Origin of the sequence: Streptomyces sp. NPDC088354, assembly GCF_044753585.1 — a bacterium.
Classification (GTDB): domain Bacteria; phylum Actinomycetota; class Actinomycetes; order Streptomycetales; family Streptomycetaceae; genus Actinacidiphila.
This window is the reverse complement of sequence record NZ_JBIVNJ010000039.1, coordinates 36930-55350: the sequence shown is the minus strand read 5'-3', so window position 1 is coordinate 55350 and position 18421 is coordinate 36930. Positions and strand designations below refer to the sequence as shown.

The 18421-nt window shown below is 75.1% G+C and carries 19 protein-coding genes and 1 riboswitch; of the genes, 9 read left to right on the top strand and 10 right to left on the bottom strand.

The window, feature by feature from the left end; all coding sequences use genetic code 11:
* Nucleotides 1–7: 7 nt before the first annotated feature.
* Entirely contained in the window at nucleotides 8–1126 is a 1119-nt protein-coding gene (locus tag ACIP98_RS35075; RefSeq protein WP_401980037.1) for a sensor histidine kinase, read from the bottom strand.
* Nucleotides 1119–1877, bottom strand: a complete 759-nt coding sequence (locus ACIP98_RS35070; RefSeq protein WP_401980035.1) for a response regulator transcription factor — start codon at nucleotides 1875–1877, stop codon at nucleotides 1119–1121. The genes ACIP98_RS35075 and ACIP98_RS35070 overlap by 8 nt, the downstream gene beginning before the upstream one ends.
* Before the next feature lie 114 nt (nucleotides 1878–1991).
* Here ACIP98_RS35070 and ACIP98_RS35065 point away from each other — a divergent pair, with 114 nt between their 5' ends.
* From ACIP98_RS35065 to ACIP98_RS35055, 3 genes are read left to right on the top strand one after another with little or no spacing between them, the layout of a single operon-like run.
* Complete coding sequence (locus ACIP98_RS35065) at nucleotides 1992–2738, top strand: glycosyltransferase family 2 protein (RefSeq protein ID WP_401980034.1); 747 nt, start codon at nucleotides 1992–1994, stop codon at nucleotides 2736–2738.
* Nucleotides 2735–3412, top strand: coding sequence for a DUF2064 domain-containing protein (locus ACIP98_RS35060; RefSeq protein ID WP_401980032.1), 678 nt, complete (start codon nucleotides 2735–2737; stop codon nucleotides 3410–3412). Before ACIP98_RS35065 ends, ACIP98_RS35060 begins: the two co-directional genes overlap by 4 nt.
* Nucleotides 3409–4098 carry a methyltransferase domain-containing protein gene (locus ACIP98_RS35055; protein ID WP_401980030.1) on the top strand — a complete coding sequence of 230 codons (690 nt, stop codon included), beginning with the start codon at nucleotides 3409–3411 and terminating at the stop codon, nucleotides 4096–4098. The genes ACIP98_RS35060 and ACIP98_RS35055 overlap by 4 nt, the downstream gene beginning before the upstream one ends.
* 14 nt (nucleotides 4099–4112) lie before the next feature.
* On the opposite strand, the gene ACIP98_RS35050 is transcribed toward ACIP98_RS35055, so the two are convergent.
* The 4 genes from ACIP98_RS35050 to ACIP98_RS35035 all read right to left on the bottom strand — a co-directional run bounded on the left by ACIP98_RS35050 (nucleotide 4113) and on the right by ACIP98_RS35035 (nucleotide 7106).
* On the bottom strand, nucleotides 4113–4790 hold the full coding sequence (locus tag ACIP98_RS35050; protein WP_401980029.1) for a DUF4232 domain-containing protein: 678 nt from the start codon (nucleotides 4788–4790) through the stop codon (nucleotides 4113–4115).
* A gap of 179 nt (nucleotides 4791–4969) precedes the next feature.
* On the bottom strand, nucleotides 4970–5389 hold the full coding sequence (locus ACIP98_RS35045) for a hypothetical protein (protein WP_319664830.1): 420 nt from the start codon (nucleotides 5387–5389) through the stop codon (nucleotides 4970–4972).
* A 131-nt stretch (nucleotides 5390–5520) separates the two neighbouring features.
* Nucleotides 5521–5940: a hypothetical protein gene (locus ACIP98_RS35040; RefSeq protein WP_401980026.1), complete on the bottom strand. Its 420-nt coding sequence runs from the start codon at nucleotides 5938–5940 to the stop codon at nucleotides 5521–5523.
* A complete protein-coding gene (locus ACIP98_RS35035) occupies nucleotides 5937–7106 on the bottom strand; it encodes a molybdopterin-dependent oxidoreductase (protein ID WP_401980025.1) in 1170 nt (389 codons plus the stop codon). Before ACIP98_RS35035 ends, ACIP98_RS35040 begins: the two co-directional genes overlap by 4 nt.
* 113 nt (nucleotides 7107–7219) lie before the next feature.
* On the opposite strand from ACIP98_RS35035, the gene ACIP98_RS35030 reads away from it, so the two are divergent.
* Nucleotides 7220–8680, top strand: a complete 1461-nt coding sequence (locus tag ACIP98_RS35030) for a glycosyltransferase 87 family protein (RefSeq protein ID WP_319664836.1) — start codon at nucleotides 7220–7222, stop codon at nucleotides 8678–8680.
* Nucleotides 8592–9764, top strand: coding sequence for an Ig-like domain-containing protein (locus ACIP98_RS35025; protein WP_319664838.1), 1173 nt, complete (start codon nucleotides 8592–8594; stop codon nucleotides 9762–9764). The genes ACIP98_RS35030 and ACIP98_RS35025 overlap by 89 nt, the downstream gene beginning before the upstream one ends.
* Nucleotides 9765–9833: 69 nt before the next feature.
* A riboswitch (TPP riboswitch) is annotated at nucleotides 9834–9985 on the bottom strand.
* A 134-nt stretch (nucleotides 9986–10119) separates the two neighbouring features.
* Here the strand turns inward: ACIP98_RS35025 and ACIP98_RS35020 are convergent.
* Together ACIP98_RS35020 and fes are read right to left on the bottom strand one after the other, a co-directional pair.
* Nucleotides 10120–10635, bottom strand: coding sequence for an N-acetyltransferase (locus ACIP98_RS35020; RefSeq protein WP_319664840.1), 516 nt, complete (start codon nucleotides 10633–10635; stop codon nucleotides 10120–10122).
* Between the two features lie 84 nt (nucleotides 10636–10719).
* Nucleotides 10720–12156 carry an enterochelin esterase gene (gene fes / locus ACIP98_RS35015; RefSeq protein ID WP_401980022.1) on the bottom strand — a complete coding sequence of 479 codons (1437 nt, stop codon included), beginning with the start codon at nucleotides 12154–12156 and terminating at the stop codon, nucleotides 10720–10722.
* Between the two features lie 131 nt (nucleotides 12157–12287).
* Here fes and ACIP98_RS35010 point away from each other — a divergent pair, with 131 nt between their 5' ends.
* The 3 genes from ACIP98_RS35010 to ACIP98_RS35000 all read left to right on the top strand — a co-directional run bounded on the left by ACIP98_RS35010 (nucleotide 12288) and on the right by ACIP98_RS35000 (nucleotide 15854).
* On the top strand, nucleotides 12288–14213 hold the full coding sequence (locus ACIP98_RS35010) for a DUF5107 domain-containing protein (protein WP_401980019.1): 1926 nt from the start codon (nucleotides 12288–12290) through the stop codon (nucleotides 14211–14213).
* A gap of 72 nt (nucleotides 14214–14285) precedes the next feature.
* Nucleotides 14286–15356: an RNA ligase (ATP) gene (locus tag ACIP98_RS35005; protein WP_401980054.1), complete on the top strand. Its 1071-nt coding sequence runs from the start codon at nucleotides 14286–14288 to the stop codon at nucleotides 15354–15356.
* A gap of 81 nt (nucleotides 15357–15437) precedes the next feature.
* Complete coding sequence (locus tag ACIP98_RS35000) at nucleotides 15438–15854, top strand: SseB family protein (RefSeq protein ID WP_319664846.1); 417 nt, start codon at nucleotides 15438–15440, stop codon at nucleotides 15852–15854.
* A gap of 114 nt (nucleotides 15855–15968) precedes the next feature.
* On the opposite strand, the gene ACIP98_RS34995 is transcribed toward ACIP98_RS35000, so the two are convergent.
* Nucleotides 15969–17426 (bottom strand): phosphatase PAP2 family protein, encoded by a 1458-nt coding sequence (locus ACIP98_RS34995; RefSeq protein WP_401980016.1) that lies wholly within the window; start codon nucleotides 17424–17426, stop codon nucleotides 15969–15971.
* A 49-nt stretch (nucleotides 17427–17475) separates the two neighbouring features.
* Nucleotides 17476–17856, bottom strand: coding sequence for a DUF2795 domain-containing protein (locus ACIP98_RS34990; protein WP_319664849.1), 381 nt, complete (start codon nucleotides 17854–17856; stop codon nucleotides 17476–17478).
* A 152-nt stretch (nucleotides 17857–18008) separates the two neighbouring features.
* Here ACIP98_RS34990 and ACIP98_RS34985 point away from each other — a divergent pair, with 152 nt between their 5' ends.
* Complete coding sequence (locus ACIP98_RS34985; RefSeq protein ID WP_319664850.1) at nucleotides 18009–18275, top strand: DUF6158 family protein; 267 nt, start codon at nucleotides 18009–18011, stop codon at nucleotides 18273–18275.
* The last annotated feature ends 146 nt before the right edge of the window (nucleotides 18276–18421 follow it).

Below are 18421 nucleotides of genomic sequence, written 5' to 3'. Positions count from 1 at the left end.
GCGCCGCTCACCCCGCGACCGGGAGCACCACCTCGAAGCGGCAGCCGCCGGGGACGTTGCGCACCGCGGCCCGCCCGTCGTGGGCCTCGACGATGCCGCGCACGATGGCGAGCCCGAGACCGGCGCCCGCCGGGGGTGTGCGGGCGTCCGTTCCCCGCCATCCGGTGTCGAAGACACGCGGCAGGTCCTCGGCCGGGATGCCGCCACAGCCGTCCGTCACCGACAGCACGACGGAGCCCTCCGCGCGGTGCGCGGCGACCGCGACGGTGCCGTCGGCCGGAGTGCGGTGAATGGCGTTGACCAGCAGGTTGGCCAGGACGCGGGTCATCTCCCGGCCGTCGACCTCCACCGGCACCGGGTCGCAGGCGCCGTCGCGGTCACCGACGAGCAGTACGCCGTGCTCCCGGGCGAGGGCGTCCGCTCCGGCGAGGGCGTCGTCCACGAGGTCGTGGACGGACATGCGGGTCGGTGCCAGGGCGAGCACGCCCGCCTGGATGCGGGAGAGTTCGAACAGGTCACCGACCATGCCGGAGAGCCGTTCGACCTCGGCGCGGATGCGCCGGTGGTAGCGGACGGGGTCGTCGACGACCCCGTCCTCCAGCGCCTCGGCCATGGCCCGCAGCCCCGCGAGTGGCGTGCGCAGGTCGTGCGAGATCCAGGCGACGAGCTCGCGCCGGGACGCCTCCAGGGCGCGCTCGCGCTCGCGGGAGGCGGTGAGTTTGGCACTGGTGGCGGCCAGTTCACGGCCGAGCGCGGCGAGTTCCGCGGTGGGCGCGGCGGCGGGCGCCGAGAAGCCGCCCCCGTCCCCGAGGACGCGGGTGGCCTCGGTCAGCGCGCGGCTGCCCGCCACCACCCACCGCCCGAGCAGCAGGGCGACGGTCAGGGAGACGGCGGCCGCGATGGCGCAGACCGTCGTGACCACGCCCAGGTCGTGCGACGACAGGAACATCGCCCAGGCGACCGACAGCGTCCCGGCGAGCATGGCGCCCACCGCCACGGCGGCCACCACCGCGAGCGACAGGGCCAGCGAACGGCGCCGCAGCAACCGCAGGGCGAACGCGCCGAGCAGGCCGGCGGCGGCCGCGCCGAGGGCGGCGTAGGCGGCGATGAGCAGCAGATCACGCATCGGCGGCCTCCGTCGTGGGAGTGGTCGGCGGGTCGAAGCGGTAGCCGACGCCCCAGACGGTGCTGATCAGCCGGGGCCGTGCCGGGTCGTCCTCGATCTTCTCGCGCAGCCGGCGCACGTGGACGGTGACGGTCGACAGGTCGCCGAACTCCCACCCCCACACCCGGTGCATGAGCTCCTCACGGCCCAGGACCCGTCCGGGATGCTGGAGGAAGAACGCCATCAGTTCGAACTCCCGCATGGTGAGGGCGAGTTCGATGCCGTCGCGGGTGGCGCGGCGGGCGGCAGGGTCGAGGGTGAGCGGCCCGGACCGCAGCAGCGCGCCGGTGCCCGGGCCGGTGTCCGTGCCGGACGCGGCCTCGCGGCGGGTGCCCGCCCGGCGCAGCACCGACCCGACGCGCAGGACCAGTTCGCGCGGGCTGAACGGCTTGGTCACGTAGTCGTCCGCGCCGACCTCCAGGCCGAGGATGCGGTCGTCCTCGTCGCCGCGTGCCGTCAGCATGACCACCGGCACCTCGCCGTGCTCGGCGCGGATGCGGCGGCAGACTTCCAGTCCGTCCAGGCCGGGCAGCATCAGGTCCAGCACGACGAGGTCGGGCCGGGCGGCCGCGGCGACCGCGAGCGCGGCGTGGCCGTCGGCGGCGCGGTCGACGGTGAAGCCCGCGCGGACGAGGTAGCCGGTCACGACCTCGGCCACGGTGGGGTCGTCGTCCACCACGAGGACACGGGCGGGGGGAGCGTCGCTGGTCACGCTCCGAGTCTCGCACCGGGCGGGCGCCGGACGGCGGGCCGGTGGCCCCCACAGGAGGGACGTCCGTGTTTCGTAAGGACTGCATGTCCGAAATGACCGGTCCGTGTTCGTAGGGTGAGGGAGGTGACCGACACCTTCCCCTCCCAGGTCGACGTGATCCTGCCCTGCCTCGACGAGGCCGCCGCGCTCCCGTGGGTGCTGGAGCGCGTCCCGGCCGGCTGGCGCGCCGTCGTCGTCGACAACGGCTCCACCGACGGATCGGCCGCCGTCGCCGAGCGTCTCGGCGCCACCGTCGTGCGCGAACCGCGCCGCGGCTTCGGCGCCGCATGCCACGCGGGGCTGCTCGCCGCGACCGCCGACGTCGTCTGCTTCTGCGACTGCGACGGCTCCCTCGACCCCGGTCTGCTGCCCTCGGTCGCCGACCCCGTCCGCGCCGGCGACGCGGACCTCGTGCTGGCCCGCCGCCGCCCCGCCGGACCGCGGGCGTGGCCGCTGCACGCCCGCCTGGCCAACCTGGAGCTCGCCCGGCTGATCCGCCGCCGTACGGGTCTGCGCCTGCACGACCTGGGCCCGATGCGCGCCGCCCGCCGCGAGGCGCTGCTCGGGCTCGCCCTCGACGACCGCCGTTCCGGCTACCCCCTCCAGATGCTGGTCCGCGCGGCGGATGCGGGCTGGCGGATCCGGGAGACCGAGGTGCCGTACCTGCCGCGCACCGGACGCTCCAAGGTCACCGGAACGTGGCGCGGCACCTGGCACGCGGTGCGCGACATGCGCGCGGTGCTGGCCGAACCGCCGGGACCGCCGCAGGCCCGGCCTACGGCAGCGCCCCTCGCCGACTCCCCGGCGGGGGAGCGGCGGTGACCGCGCGTCCACGCGAGGACGACCCCCGGTCGACGCCTGACCGGGGCGGCTCCGCCGCCGGTCCCACCACACTGCTGGTCATCGCCAAGGAACCGCTGCCCGGCCGGGTCAAGACCCGGCTCACCCCTCCGTTCACCCCGGAGCGGGCCGCCGCCCTGGCCGCCGCCGCGCTCGCCGACACCCTGCAGGCCGTGCTCCGCGCGCCCGCGAGACGTCGCGTGCTGGTCCTGGAGGGCCGTCCCGGACCGTGGCTGCCGCCGGGGATCGACGTGGTCCCGCAGGGGGCAGGCGGTCTGGACGAACGCCTCGCGGCGGCCTTCGCCGGTTGCGACGGCCCCACGCTGCTGGTCGGCATGGACACCCCGCAGATCTGCCCCGAGGTCCTCGCGCCCGCACTGGCCGAGGACGCCTGGGCGGATTGCGACGCCTTCCTCGGCCCGGCGACCGACGGCGGCTTCTGGGCACTCGGCCTGGCGGCTCCCGACCCCGGCCTGCTGCGCGGGGTGCCGATGTCCACACCGCGGACCGGCGCGTTGCAGGAGCGGCGCCTGCTGGAGGCGGGCCTGCGGGTACGTCACCTTCCGGTCCTGCGGGACGTGGACACCGCCGCCGACGCGCACGCGGTGGCGGCGGCCGCGCCCGGCACCCGGTTCGCGGCGGAGCTGGGCCGGTGACGGCGCCGCCGCTCGCGCCCGTGCCGCGGGCCGGTTCCGGTACGAGGGCCACGGGGACGGCCTGGGTCGACGACCCGTACGCGCACGCCCTGCGCACCGGGCGCGGCCCGCTCTTCCTGCGGCGTTCGGACGGCTGGCTGCTGCCCCTGGAGGTCGAACGGTGGTGCGCGGAGCCGGACGCGGCCGATGTCGCCCTGCTGCGCCGCTGCCGCGGGCCCGTCCTCGACATCGGCTGCGGGCCGGGCCGTCTCGTCGCCGCGCTCGGCGGACGCGGTCTGCCCGTCCTCGGTGTCGACGTCTCCCCGGCGGCCGTCGCCCGGACCCGGGGCGCGGGCGGCGCCGTCCTGCGCCGGTCCGTCTTCGACCGCCTGCCCGCCGAGGGCCGTTGGCGCACCGCCCTGCTGGCCGACGGAAACATCGGCATCGGCGGCGACCCGTCCGCCCTGCTCGCCCGGGTCCGGGAACTCCTCGCCCCGGACGGCCGCCTGCTGGCCGAGGCCGCCGCGTACGACGTCGACGAACGGCTCACCGTCCGGGTGGAGGACGCCGGCGGCCGCCACGGCGGCGACTTCCCCTGGGCCCGGCTCGGCACCGTGGCGCTGCGCCGGACGGCGGAGGCCGCGGGCTGGGCCGCCGTAGGGGAGTGGGCGGTCGGCGGGCGCTGTTTCGTGGAGCTGGCCCGCTGACCGCCCGCGTGAGGTCAGGAGGGCCGGGCCGCCGAGAGGGCGGTGACCGCGACGATCCCGTCGCACTCGGCGAACTCCCCGTCGTCCAGGGCGACCTGGTGGCGGCCCGCGCCATCGGGGAGGCCCAGCACCATGGTCGGGTACTGCACCGGTGCCTCACCCGAGACGCAGTAGCCGTCCCCCTCGCCCTGGACCTGGTGGAACGTCAACTTCACCCACACGCGGCCGCCCGGGGCCACCGTGACCGGCGCGGAGGTGCCGCTGTGCTCCACGGCCAGCGGCACATTGAGCTCCGGCGAGCCGTTGGCCGCGCCGGCCACCGTAGGGAACCCCTCGACCGTGCAGGCGGTCCCGGACGCGTTGGTGAAGCCCACGACGGCCGCCCCGGTACCCGTCCCCTGCGGCCGCTGCGCCGCCTGGCGTGCCGGTCCCGCCTCCAGTGCCGTGTCCCCGCAGGGCGCTCCCGCCGGTGCGTCCGACCCGACCGGTGACGTCGAGGGGGCCGGTGCCGAGGGAGCCGCGGAGGCCGAGGACGTCGAAGAAGTCGAAGGCACCGGCGAAGTCACCGGCGCCGACGCGCCCGGTGCCCCGCCCGCCGCCGTGCCGTCGTCCCGGCAACCGGTCAGCAGTGCCGCCGTCGCGCAGAGCAGCACCGCCGCCATCGCGGCCCCGCGCGCGTTCCTGTGCTCCATGGCGTCCCCCAGTCGTTCGGTCCCGGCTCACCGCCGGGGTTCGCCGGGGAACACGCGATGGGGCGAAGATGCGGTTTCGTCCCGGAACGGCTGGTGCCGAACAGTGACACAACGGCGACAGACAGTACGCGGGCCCCTGGCCCGGTCGGCGCTCTCGTCCGGTGGCGGTCGGCCGGCGGTCAGTCCGGCGGGCCCTCCCGTTCGAGTGTCCGGGCGAGAAGCCGCATGTGCTCCGGGGCGCAGGCGATCAGGAAGTCGACGCCTCCCTCATGGCACTCGGCGATCTCCCAGAAGGGACGGATGAACCGGGAGTCCGAACGCGTTCGCCGCCGAATCCGGCGGATGCCGATGTGCTCGGCCGGCAGGGTGCGACGGCCCAGCGACTTCACCTCGGTGGGTGAGACGTGCAGGGCTCTCCTGGAAACCGCAAGAAAGACCACGGCCGCTGTGCAGTAGGGGCGATCACCCAAGGCGCACGCTTCGAAGAGGACCTCGCCACCCTCGGCGTAGATGCGCTCCTGGGTCCTCGTCTGCCGCCTCCCGCCGGAACCCGGGGCCAAGAGGCTCCCCACCGCGTCGAGTATCAGGTCCGCGATCACTTGGCTCTCACTCCCGGTCCGCCGTGCACGCGTCCGCGGCAAGAGGCTTCCTGTACGAAGAGACGTCGAGCGTACAACACGCGGAATCGCCGTCATACCGGGCGAAGAGGTCGAAACCTCCCGGGTTGCAGTCACCTTCGCGCGGCGGCACGGCGCTGCCGCACGCGCGCCAGCACCACCCCGCACCCCGTCGCGACCACCACCACACCCATCGCCAGGCCCCAGTTGCCCACGTAGTCCAGCGGCAGTACCGACGGGTTGGCCCCCCGACCCTGCCGCAGCATCACCGGGAGGGCCACCGCCGTGAGGCAGCCGGCGGTGAGCAGCCCGGTCCGCAGCGGCCTGCGCGCACGCAGCGGGAGGAGTGCGCCGATGCCGAGCACGAGGGGGACGAGCACGCCGTCGTGCACGACGACCGCCGCCGCCAGCCAGATCAGCACGCCCACCGGCGAGCCGATCCGGCGATCCGTCAGCACAAGAGCGGCGCCCAGGGACATCGCCGCCACTCCCGCGACGCCCAGCGCCCCGCGCAGCAGCCGTGACGCGCTCACAGCAGCACCTCCAGCCGGGTGACCCACTTGGTCTGCAGCACGCCGGGCCGGTTCGGGGCGATGATCCGCGCCGGGTAGCCGTGGTCGAGCGACAGGGGATGGCCGTTGAGGGCGACGGCGAGCAGTGTCAGCGGGTCGCGGGCGTAGGAGGCGCCCATCTCGGTGACCGCGTAGGCCCCCTCGGGCTCCAGGGAGACCACGCGCAGGCGTGTGTCCGCCGGGGCGCCGGCGCGGTCCAGCAGATCGCGCAGCCGGGCGCCGGTCCAGTGCGCGTTCCGGCTCCAGCCCTCGACGCAGGCGATCGGGAGCACCGCCGAGTGCTGTGCCGCCGCGCGCAGTTCGGTGAGCGTCAGCTCGAACGGGCGTGGACCGGCCACCTGGAGCCGCCAGTCCGCCAGCAGGAGCGGGGTGATGCGGGCCGCCGCGGCGGTGCGGTTCACCGGCAGTCCCTGCGGGCCGTGTTCGGGGCTGCGCGGCGCGAAGAGGACGGCGCGGCCGAGTGGCGTCACGGACTGGCCGACGGTCGTCAGGGTCACCGCGCCCGTGGCCACTGCCACCGCCGCCACGAAGGACCGCCGGTCGGGGCCGTCGGCCCCGGTCGGCTCCCGCGTGCCGGACGACCGCCGCGACCAGTGCGCCGCGATGACCGGCGCCTTGACCGCCAGGTGCAGCAGCAGCGCGCCGAGGGCCACCCAGGCCAGCGCCCAGTGCGCGGGACGGAAGTTCCACGGCCACGGGTACCACTGCACGGTGTTGAGCAGCCCCGTCACCAGTTGCAGCAGCACGCTGCCGACCAGCACGCCGACCGACAGCCGCTCCAGCGCGTGCGCGAACGACCGCACCGCGGGCCGGGCGAACAGCCGCGGGTAGACCGTCCACAGCTTCGCCAGGAGCAGCGGAAGGGCGGCGATCCCGCTCGCGACATGCAGCCCCTGCGTCAGGCGGTAGCCCCATATCGGACGGCTCGGCAGCGCGCCGGAGGCCCATGAAGGCGGCTGCTGCAGGTAGTGGCTCACCAGGCCGGTGACGAAGCAGACGGCGACGGCGACCCCCAGGGCGCGGCCGACCACCGTCGCCGTGCGAGGGTCGTGCAGCCGCCCCGTGAACACCGGGGGCGGCGGCGCCTTGGGCAGGGGGAACCTTGGAGGAAGGGCGGGGCGTCTCATGTCTCCCATCACACCGCCCGCGACCCCCGGGACAGGGCCTCCGACTCCTTACGGAATACGGACGAACGGCGCGCGTGATCGCCCGCACCGCCGTGACCTGCGACGGTGGGACCGTGGGTACCCGAACCGCCACCGCCGCCACCGCCGCCCTGCTCGCCGCCCTCACCGCGGCCGTCGCCACGGCCGTCCAGCACGACACGCCCGGCCGGATGCTGCTGCGCCAGGCCGTCGCCTGGGCGCTGTTCGCCGCCGCGGCCGTCGCCGTGCGCAAGGTGCCGGTGCGGCGGGCCGTCGCCCTCGTCGTCGCGGGCGGTGCGGCCCTCGCCCTGGCGGGGCTCGCCGGGCCGCCGGGCACGAGCGACGACATGTACCGCTACGCCTGGGACGGCCGCGTGCAGGCGGCGGGCATCTCCCCGTACACGTACGCCCCTTCGGCGCCGGAACTCGGCGCGCTGCGCGACCCGTGGCTCTTCCCGGAGGGCGGCGCCTGCCGCGCCTGGGACGAGCACCCGGTCCCCGGTGGCGCCTGCACGCTCGTCAACCGCCCCACCGTGCACACCATTTACCCGCCCGTCGCCGAGGGCTGGTTCCTCGCCGTGCACGCCCTGTCCCCGGACGGCGCCCGCCACAAGGCCGTGCAGACCGGCGGTGCGCTCCTGGCCGTGGCCACCACCGTCGCCCTGCTCGCCGTGCTCCGGCGGCGCGGCGGAGATCCGCGGCGTGCCGCGCTGTGGGCCTGGTGCCCCGCCGTGCCGGTCGAGGCCGTCAACAACGCGCATGTGGACACCCTCGGCGTGCTCCTCCTCGTCCTCGCCCTCGGCGTCACCGGAGCGCGGCGCGGCGCGCTTCTCGGCGCCGCCGTCGCCGTCAAACTGCTGCCCGTCCTCGCCCTGCCGGGCGCGCTGTCGGGGGTCCTCGCGGGAGTGCGCCGCCCGCGCGAGGCGGCGCGCGTGCTGCTGCCCGCCGCACTCGTCGTCGTCCTCGCCTACCTTCCGTACGTCCTGGCCTCCGGCAGCGGCGTCCTCGGCTACCTCCCCGGCTACCTCCAGGAGGAGGGCTACGACTCGGCGCACGTCAGGCGCTTCGCGCTGTTGCGCCTCGTCCTGCCCGACACCGCCGCCGGGTTCGCCGCCGCGGCCGTGGTCGCGGTCACCGCCCTGTACGTGCTGCGCCGCGGCGATCCGGACCGGCCCTGGAGCGGCGCCCTCCTCGTGACGGGCACGGCGCTGCTCGTCACCTCGCCCTCGTACTCCTGGTACGCCCTGCTGGTCGTCGCCCTCGTCGCGCTCGACGGACGGTGGGAGTGGCTGTCCGTCGCCGCGGCCGGGGCTGTGCTCTACCTCGCCGGGGGCCCCGCGCAACAGGCCGCCTCCTACGGGATCGCGACCCTCGCCGTCGTCATCGGTGCGTTCGTACGGCATGCGGTGGACCGGCGCCCTCCCGGGCAGAAGGAGAGGTACGACTCGACCGGGGAGGATCCGACCCATGCATTCCGACCGGATACCGCGCACGTCCGCCGCGGTCCTCGCACTGTCCGTCGCCGCGTCACTCTCCGCGTGCAGCGGGTCCGGTGACGCGGGCGGCGGGGACGCTGCCGACCGTCCGGCGATCACCGTCAGCCCCGCCTCGGCGGGGCAGCCCGTTCCCACCGATCGCAAGGTGACCGTCCGCGTCACCTCCGGCCGGCTGGACTCCGTCCGCGTCACCGCGCCCGGCCCCGGAGCGCTGTCCGGCACCCTCGCCTCCGGCAAGGCCGGCTGGACCTCGACCGGGCATCTCGCGCCGGGCGTCACCTACGACGTCGTCGCCCGCGCCACCGGCGACGACGGCAAGGCGCTCACCAAGCACGTGCGTTTCAGCACCGCCGAGGCCGACCGCACCTTCGTGGGGGAGTACCACCCCGACAAGGGCACCACGGTGGGCGTCGGCATGCCCGTCTCCATCGTCTTCAACCGGCCCGTCCACGACCGCGCCGCCGTCGAGCGCAAGCTCTCCGTCACCGCGTCGCCCGCCGTCGACGGCTCATGGAGCTGGATGAAGGACTGGAGCGGCCGCGACCGCGTCGACTGGCGGCCGCGCGCCTTCTGGAAGGCCGGCACCGAGGTCACCCTCCGCATGAACCTCGACGGGGTCGACGCGGGCGGCGGGGTCTACGGCACCCAGAACCGCGTCGTGCACTTCCGGATCGGGCATGCCGTCACCACCACCGTCGACACCTCCCGCAAGACCCTCACCCTGCGCCGCGACGGCGAGGTCGTGCGCACCCTCCCGGTCTCCACCGGCAAGCCCGGCTACGAGACCTGGAACGGCACCATGGTCGTCCTGGAGAAGACTCCCAGCATCACCATGAACTCCCGTACCGTCCGCATCTTCGGCCCCGAGGCCTACAACCTCAAGGACGTCAAGTGGGACGTCCGCCTGACCACCTCGGGCACCTTCACCCACGCCGCCCCCTGGAACGACGGCAAGTTCGGGCGGGTCAACGGGAGCCACGGCTGCATCGGCATGAGCACCGCCGACGCCAAGTGGTTCTACGAGCACGTCAATGTCGGCGACCCGGTCACCGTCGTCCACTCCACGGACACCGTCCAGCTCAACAACGGCTACGGCGCCTGGAACGCCGACTGGGCCGACTGGAGCGCGGGCAGCGCCCTGTGACACCGGCAGGAGGCCCGGAAGGACCGCACACACGACGGAGCCCGCGCACGTGGCGCGGGCTCCGTCGACGACCTACGAGGTGGGACTCCCTTCGCCGGCATGGTCCGGATCAGGTGCTAGGGGTCGCTCTCCGGTCCTTGCCTCTTCCCTGACCTTCAAGCCTCTCAGCACGGCCGTTGAACCCGGTCGCGGGGGAAGTCGGACCTTCCCTGTCCGCTCTCGGTGCCACCGCACTCCCTCGCTCGCCCCGTAGGTCTCTTTCAGCCTAATACCGTTCACCGCGGACCACCAGGGTTAAATGCCCTGATTTCATGATTTTTGGGACACGGGTGCCCGTGGCGCATCCGCTTCCCGCTCAGACGCGGTCGAACGGCTCCGCGTAGCGGAACGCCCCGCTGACCGACGGCGCGTACGCGGCCAGCGGCCGCACCTGGAAGTACGGGCCCCAGGCCGGATCCGGCGGTGTGATTCGGTAGTCGGTGCTGGCACGGAAGCCGAAGCGGCCGTAGTAGGCGGGGCTGCCCAGCAGCGCCACCAGCGGCTCCCCGAGGGCGTCGGCCGCGCCCAGCACGGAGTGGACCAGCGCGAGCCCGGCCCCGCGCCGCTGGTGCTCCGGCGCCACGCTCAACGGGCCCAGCGCCGCCACGGGGACCTCGTCCACATGGCCGCGCGTGCACACGACATGCCCGACCACCGCGCCCTCGTCGTCGGTCGCCACCAGCGACAGCGGGGGCAGCCACGCGTCCGACTCCCGCAACTCCGCCAGCAGCGTGGCCTCCACGGGCACCTCCGCCCCCGGTTTCGCGAAGGCGGCCGCCGTCAGCGCATGCACGGCGGCCAGGTCGTCTGAGGTCTCCCGTCGGATCAGCACCCGGGCAGTCTCCGGTCCGCACGCCTCCGCGGCAACCCGTTTTTCCGCCGGAGGGCGCGGGACGGGGGTGGAGGGCCGACGGCCTCAGCCGCCGCCGACGACCAGTCCGCGGGGCCCGCCGCCGGGGACCTCGCCGGGGAAGGGGCCGCGGAGCAGGGTGACCAGGCCGTGGGCGAGATCGTCGCGCCAGCAGAGGTAGTCGTGGCCGCCGTTGTACTCGTGGTGGGCGACCTCGTACCCCTTGGCGCTCAGGGCGTCGCGCAGCCGGCGGCCGGCGGCCGGCACGCCCCACTCCTGGAGGCCGGCGGACAGGTGGAAGCGGACCGGCCGGCGGGCGAGGGCCCGGACGCGGCCGGTCAGCCATTCCTCGGGGCGGGCCCCCTCGCGCCGGGCGGCCGGCCACCAGAAGGCGCCCGACTGGGCCAGGACGTTGCCGAAGCGCTCCGGCCGCCGCAGCGCGGTGTAGGCCGCGGCCAGGCCGCCGAGTCCCTGGCCGGCGACGACGGTCCTGGACGGGTCGCCGGTGACGGACCAGCGACGGGCCGCCCAGGGCAGCAGCTCGCGGGTCAGGAAGGCCACGAAGCGTTCGTCGCAGGCGAGTTCGCGACGGCGGGTGTCGCTGTCCAGCGCGTCCGGCAGCAGGGCGACCAGCGGGGGCAGCAGGCGTGTGCGGATGAGCTCGTCGAGCAGCCCGGCGATGCCCAGTTGCTGCCACACGTCGCCGTCCAGCAGGACGACGACGGGCAGTCCGGCCAGGTCCTCGTGGCCGGCCGGCGTGTACGCCCACACCCGCCGCCAGTTGCGCAGCTGGCCGCTGCGCAGCGTGTGCATCGACAACTCCCCCGTTCCGGCGCCGGGGTGGGCCCGGCGTCCGCCGAGTGCCACGGGGGCGGCCGGGAGAGCCACCACGGACAGCGGCTCGGCGCCCCAACGGCTGGGGAAGACGGCCCGGTTGAGGGGGTCGCGCCGGGGGTGGCGGCGCAGCCGCCGCAGATACGCCTGTCTCGCGCCGGGAAGGTCGCGGCCGCCCGCTGACAGGGCGCCCCCTGACAGGGCGTCGCCCTCGCCGGGGCTCCCGCCGTCGTCGCCGTCGTCCACGCACAGCGCGTACGTGGCCCGCCAGTCGGTCCGCATCCGTATCGTCCAGTGCCACACGTCCGTGCCCGGGACGCGGGCCATGAGGTTGCCCGCCAGGTCGTCGGGGTCGACCACCTGGTTGGGCAGCACGAGCACCGCGCGCGTCGAGGCCGTGCCCCGCCACAGGAAGGTGACGGCGGCGTGCCCCGGGTCACCGTCTACGGCCTCCACCAGGGGCGTTCCCTCGGCTTCCACGGCGCGCCAGAAGTCGCGCTCGTGATCGGGGCGTTCGGCGAGCGCCGCGATCCGCGGGCTGCGGGCGCGTTCCACCGGTACGGGCCGGGGGAAGCGCGGCGCGCGCAGCGACGTGTTGGACGGTGGGCTCCACAACGCGGACGGCATGATCGGCAAACCCTCCTGGACGTCTCCGACGGCAAAGGACATTTAAAGTCACTCTCTCCTCAACCTGCAGTCGCCGTGAGGCCCGTCGCACCGTGACCAAACCCCTGTCGGCGCGGGCCGATCCGGGGTTCCATGTCCTCACCCGCCCATCGGCGCCGAAGAGAGGGAGCCTCTTGGCCACCACCGTGCGACGCAGCACCCTCACCCTCCCCGCAGCCCCGCTCGGCCCGGAGAACCCGCTGCCCGCGCTGCGCGCCCCGCGCGAACTGCATGTGCTCGACGAAGCGGAGAGCACCGCGGTACCGCCCGCGATGGCCCGCCGCATCGCCTACGGGCACCTGCGCACGCTGCTCCCCGTACCGCGTCTGGACGGCTACACGCGCGAGCGCACGCCCACCGCCCTCGACACCGTGGTCATCGAGAACGACCGGCTGCGCGCCACCGTCCTGCCCGGGCTCGGCGGCCGCCTGTACTCGCTGCACCACAAGCCGACCGGCCGGGAACTGCTGCACGTCAACCCGGTCCTGCAGTTCGCCGACTTCGGGCTCGCCGGGGCCTGGTTCTCCGGTGGCGTCGAATGGAACCCGGGTGCCACCGGCCACACCACGATGACCTGCGCCCCGCTGCACGCCGCCCGCGTTCCCGCACCCGACGGCGGCGAGATGCTGCGCCTTTGGGAATGGGAACGACTGCGCGACCTGCCGTACCAGGTCGACCTCTGGCTTCCCGACGGCTCCGACTTCCTCTATGCCGGCATCCGTGTCCGCAATCCTCACCACCGGACCGTTCCCCTCTACTGGTGGTCCAACACCGCCGTCCCCCAGACACCGGGCACCCGGGTCGTCGCCCCCGCCGGCCACGCCTGGCACTTCGGTTCCGACCGGACGCTGCACCGGGTGCCCGTCCCGGAGGAGCCCACCGCGTCCGAGCACCCGGCCGACTGGTTCTACGACCTGGCGGACGGCACCCGCCCCTGGATCGCGGCACTCGGCGCGGACGGCCGCGGCCTCGTCCAGACCTCCACCGACACGCTGCGCGGCCGCAAGCTCTTCGTCTGGGGCCAGGGGCGCGGCGGCCGCCGCTGGCAGCGCTGGCTCGCGGGTGACACCGGGACCGGCGGCTACCTGGAGATCCAGGCCGGTCTCGCGCCCACCCAGCTCGAGCACCTGCCGCTGGCCGCCGGCGCCGACGTCTCCTGGCTGGAGGCCTACGGCCCGCTCGACGCGGCGCCGGACGCCGGTGCGGGCGACATCGAGGCCCGCCTCGAGGCCGCGCTCCCGCGGGAGCGGGTGCGCGCGGCGTACGAGGCATGGCTGCCCGCCGCCGACGCGGAACCGAAGGACGTCCTCGCCTCCGGCTCGGGCTGGGGCGCCCTGGAGGTGCTGCGCGGCCACCACGACCTGCCCGGCACGCCGTTCGCCCCGGACACCATGGACGAGCGGCAGAAGCCGTGGCTGGAACTGCTCCTCGCGGGTGTGTTCCCCAAGGCCCCCGGCGACGACGCCGTGCCCGGCCCCGCGCTCGTCTCGCCCGAATGGCGCGAACTCCTGGAGACCGCGGGCACCTACGACGGCAACGAGTGGTACCTCGACCACCACCTCGGCCTCGCCCAATGGGACGCGGGCGACCGCGCCCAGGCCGTCCGCAGCTGGGAGCGCTCCGCCGCCCGCACCCGCTCGTGGCTGCCCCTGCACTGCCTCGCCGCCGCCGACCGGGCCGACGGCAACCACGCGCGCGCGGCGGAGCGCTACCTCGACGCCGTCCGCGTCCAGGCGGAGGGCACCTCGCGGGACAGCGTCCGCGCAGCCCTTGCCCGCGAGGCGGTCCCGGCCCTGCTCGCGGCGGGCCGTCCCGCCGACGCCGCCGCCGTCCTGGCGGACCTCCCCGCCGCGGTCCTCGCCCGTGGCCGCTTCCGCCTCCTGCACGCCCAAGTCCTGTGCGCCCAGTGCGACATCGCGGGCGCGCGGGCGGTCTTCGACACCGGCTTCACCGTCGACGACCTGCGGGAGGGCGAGGACTCCCTGCACCTCACCTGGCGGTCCGTCACCGGTGGCGCCGAACCGCTCCCCGAGGCCTACGACTTCCGCATGGCGCCCTGAAAACCGTTGGCCCGCGGCGCACGACACCCCGCACAGTGGTGCCTCCCGAGCACCACCACGAGGGGGATGACCATGTCGACGCTGCGCGTCACCGCCGAACGGCTCACCATCCACGACCACCCGAACGCGGACGCCCTGGAGCTCGCCCAGGTCGGCCTCTACCGGGCGGTCGTGGCCAAGGGCGTCTACCGCACAGGCGACGTCGCGCTCTACATCCCCGAGCAGTCCGTGCTGCCGGACGCCCTGATCGCCGAACTCGGGCTGACGGGACGGCTCGCCGGGCCGGCCGCCAACCGTGTCAAGGCGGTCCGGCTGCGCGGCGAGCTGTCCCAGGGCATCGTGTGCCGCCCGGCGGCGCTCGAGGGCACGGACCTGGCACGCGCGGCCACCGACGACGCCGACTTCGCCGGACTGCTCGGCATCACCAAATGGGTGCCGCCGGTCCCGGTGTCGATGAGCGGCGACGTGGAAGCGGCGCCGGACCTGCTGCCGTGGATCGACATCGAGAACCTCAAGCGTTACCCCGACGTCTTCGCCCCCGGCGAGCCGGTCGTGATCACGGAGAAGCTGCACGGCACCGCCTGCGCCCTGACGTACGTGGCGGCGACCGGGCAGGTCCTGGTCACCTCCAAGGGCCTCGGCGCCCAGCGGCTGGCCCTCAAGGAGTCCCCGCACAACCTGTACTGGCGCGCCGCGCACGGCCACGGCCTGCCCGCCGCGGCCGCCGCGCTGGCCGGGCGGCTGGGAGCCACCCGCGTCGGCCTCTTCGGCGAGGTGTACGGCTCCGGCGTCCAGGACCTCGGCTACGGCGCCGACGGGCGCCGGGACGTCCCCGGCTACGCGGCCTTCGACGTCGCCGCCGAGATCGACGGCGACGTGCGCTGGCTGGACCCGGCCGACGTGCTGTCCGACGGCACGCTGCCGGTGGTGCCACGGCTGCACGCGGGGCCCTTCGACCTCGACGTCGCCCTGGCGCTGGCACGGGGCGCCGAGACCGTCTCCGGCCGCGGCCTCCACCTGCGGGAGGGCGTTGTCGTCCGCGCGGCCGCGGACCGCCACAGTCCCCTGCTCGGCGGCCGTGCCATCGCCAAGGTCGTGAGCGACGCCTACCTCACCCGCAAGGGCGGTACCGAATTCGAATGACCGGTACGCATGGCCGTCCCGTCGCTGGGCAGGCGCAGCCCTCGAGTCACTCCACAGCGCACGCATGAGAAGGGAACGGACATGACCGACTTCAGCGCCCCCAACGGCGCCCAGCCGCCGGCACAGCGCGCCCTGCACGAGATCGCCACGGGCGGTGACAACGCCACCGCGCTCAGCACGCTCGCGGCCAGTGACGTGCTGCTCCCGGTCCCCGGGCCGCCGGAGGAGGCCGCGGACGGCGACGCCGCGGAGCAGGAGACGATCAGCCTGCCGGTGTTCGAGCAGGAGGACGGCACCAAGCTCGTGCCGGTCTTCACCTCGGAGGTGCGTCTCGCCCACGCCCTGCCCAACGCCAGGGGCTACCGCATACTGCCCCTGTCCGCGCTGAGCAGCGGCTGGCCCTCGGACGAGCTCACGCTGTCCATCGACGCGGGCTCGCCGGACACCCTCACCATCAAGGGCGAAGGGGTCCGGGCCCTCGCCGGTCTGTCCGGTTGAGGACCGGGATCACCGGATCCACCAAGATTCAGGGGACACGACAGCGCCCCCGGGGCGGCGGCGGCCGACCGGGGGCGCTGTCGTGTCCGGGGGGCGCCGACGGCGCCGGACCCGCTACATCGGGCGGTAGACGGTCAGCGCCTCGTTCACCTTGTCGACGAGCAGTTCCGCCGGGGCGGGTGCGACCTCGCCGTCCGTGGCCAGCCGGGTCCCCGGCGCGATGCCGCCCAGGCGCACCCGCCGCAGCAGCGCGGTGGTGGAGCCGGTGACGGCCGCGGCGAGCAGCCGGGTCCTGGCGTAGGGACTGCCGGGCACCATGCGGACGTCCAGCTGCCCGTCGGCCAGGTTGCGGCGGCGCACCGGAGCCGGTCCGAGGCTGCGGTAGGCGCCGTTCCCGGCGAAGAGCATCCACACCGAGTGGCGGCGCCCGTTGATGTCGACGTCGAGCGGGCTGGAGGTGCGCAGGACATGGACCGCGGCGAGGATGCCGGCCGGCCAGCTGCCGACGCGGCGGGACCAGCGCTCGCGGTAGCGGACGAGCTCGGGGTACACCCCGATGCTGAAGGTGTTGAGGAACAGCGACGGCCGCGCGGCACTGCCGTCCGCGTCCACCGGCGTGATCCGGGCGACGTCGGCGGAGATGGCGGTGCCCGCCTCCACGGCACGCGCCGCGTCGTCGATCGACTCGATGGCCAGGTCCATCGCGAAGTGGTTGTACGTGCCGCCGGGGGAGACCATGAGCGGCACGCGGTGGCGCAGGGCGATCTCCGCCGCGAGGCGGACGCTGCCGTCGCCGCCGTGCACGCCGAGCGCGCCGCCGGCCTCGGCGGCCTGGCGGGCGGCCTTCTCCAGCATCTCCGTGAGGTCGTCGTCCTCGGAGCACTCCTCGACCACGGCCTCCGGCAGCACCGCCCGCAGTCGGTCCGCGGGCATCCCCAGCAGCGGCGGGGGCCCGGAGACCTCGTTGACCACCACGTACAGGCCGCGCCCGCCCGGCAGGGCGGGCGCGTCGGCCTGAGGCGTGGGCGGGACGGCGAGGTCCTGGCCGGTCGGCACCAGACCGCGCACGGCCAGTGCCGCGCCGGCGCCGAGCGTCATCCCGGCGAGCACGTCGCTGGGGTAGTGCACGCCCGTGTAGACCCGGGAGAACGCCACCGACCAGGCGAGCGGCGCCACGACCGCCCCCCAGCGCGGTGACTCGACGGCCACGCCCGCCGCGAAGGCGACCGCGGAGGCCGCGTGCCCGGAGGGGAAGGACGTGCTGCCGGGCTGCCGCGACAGGCGCCGGATCACCGGCACGGAGTCCAGCACCGGGCGGGCCCGGCGCACCGCGCCCTTGCCGACGGTGTTGACCACCGCCGAGGCGAGGGCGAGCGACCCCATGCCGCGCAGCGCGGCCCGCCGTCCCGGACGGCCGCCCACCGCCGCGATGCCGGCGGCCACGCCGAGCCACAGCGCGCCGTGATTGGCGGCGCGGCTCAGCCGGGGCAGCACGGGCTCCGCGGCCGGCCACTCCCGTGTCGCGACGCGCAGGAACAGCTCCTTGTCCCACGCGCTCAGCTTCGGGCGCACATCGACTCCCTCCTGATCGGTTCCACTGCCGGATGCGGTGCGTCCGGGGTCAGCCCTGCGGGCCCATCCCCAGCGTCCGTACGACGTCCTGGACGTTGGAGTACCGCCGGTTGTCGCCCGGCAGGCCGTCCACCAGGTCGGTGAGCGGATCGGGCGCGTGGTGGTCGCGCAGCGTGCGCAGCAGGTCGCCGCGCCGCGCCGGGAACGTCTTGCGGGTCAGGTGGCGGGCCAGTTCGAACCGCAGAGACGGACCGTCCGTGGCGCCGGACAGAACGGGTCCGTTCACGACCGCGAGGTCGTCGTCGGCGGCCGGCTCGGGGTCCTGCCACTCCTCGACCCGGGTCGGGTGCCCGGAGCGCAGCAGTCCGCGCAGTTCGTGCTTCATCTCGTCGTCTCGATGGACGCTCAGGCGGTCGCTTCCTCGTTGCACGATGGCTCCTTTCCTCAGGGGTCCGGGTACTTCATCGTCTACCCGTTCGCGGCGTTGAATGCCTGCCGAATACGGCATGAAGCGGATGAATCGGGTCGTCCTGGGTACCAAACGTGCGAGGCCACCGGCAGCGAAAGGAAGGTGCGCGGCCCATGAGCCCATACCGCGGCGGGGTCGACCCCGCAGAGCTGGACGAACGGCAGCTGGTGCACGAGCTGGAGTCGGTCCACCGCACCCGGCACGAGACGCTGCTGTACGGATCCCCGTCGGCCCTCGACGCCCACAACTCGCGCATGGTGGCGCTCGAGGGGGAGTACCTGCGCCGCCATCCGCAGCGGATGGTCGCCCCCGGCCGGACCCGCGCCGGGGCACGGGCCCGGGTCCTGACGATGCCGGCGCAGTCCGCGTCCGCGCAGTAGCCGCGGCGAACGGCACGCGGCCGGGGGAGCCGTCACCGGACATCGGGGCGTGGGGGGGGGGGGGCGCGGCCCCCCCCCCCCCCCCCCGGGCCCCCCCCCCCCCCGCCCCCCCCCCCCCCCCCCCCCCCCCCCCCCCCCCCCCCCCG

Bases quoted from the DNA above. Each gene is read 5' to 3' on its own strand.
- ACIP98_RS35075 (WP_401980037.1), bottom strand. From the start codon at position 1,126: ATGCGTGATCTGCTGCTCATCGCCGCCTACGCCGCCCTCGGCGCGGCC.
- ACIP98_RS35050 (WP_401980029.1), bottom strand. From the start codon at position 4,790: ATGGAGCACAGGAACGCGCGCGGGGCCGCGATGGCGGCGGTGCTGCTC.
- ACIP98_RS35035 (WP_401980025.1), bottom strand. From the start codon at position 7,106: ATGAGACGCCCCGCCCTTCCTCCAAGGTTCCCCCTGCCCAAGGCGCCG.
- ACIP98_RS35025 (WP_319664838.1), top strand. From the start codon at position 8,592: ATGCATTCCGACCGGATACCGCGCACGTCCGCCGCGGTCCTCGCACTG.
- fes (WP_401980022.1), bottom strand. From the start codon at position 12,156: ATGTCCTTTGCCGTCGGAGACGTCCAGGAGGGTTTGCCGATCATGCCG.
- ACIP98_RS35005 (WP_401980054.1), top strand. From the start codon at position 14,286: ATGTCGACGCTGCGCGTCACCGCCGAACGGCTCACCATCCACGACCAC.
- ACIP98_RS35000 (WP_319664846.1), top strand. From the start codon at position 15,438: ATGACCGACTTCAGCGCCCCCAACGGCGCCCAGCCGCCGGCACAGCGC.
- ACIP98_RS34985 (WP_319664850.1), top strand. From the start codon at position 18,009: ATGAGCCCATACCGCGGCGGGGTCGACCCCGCAGAGCTGGACGAACGG.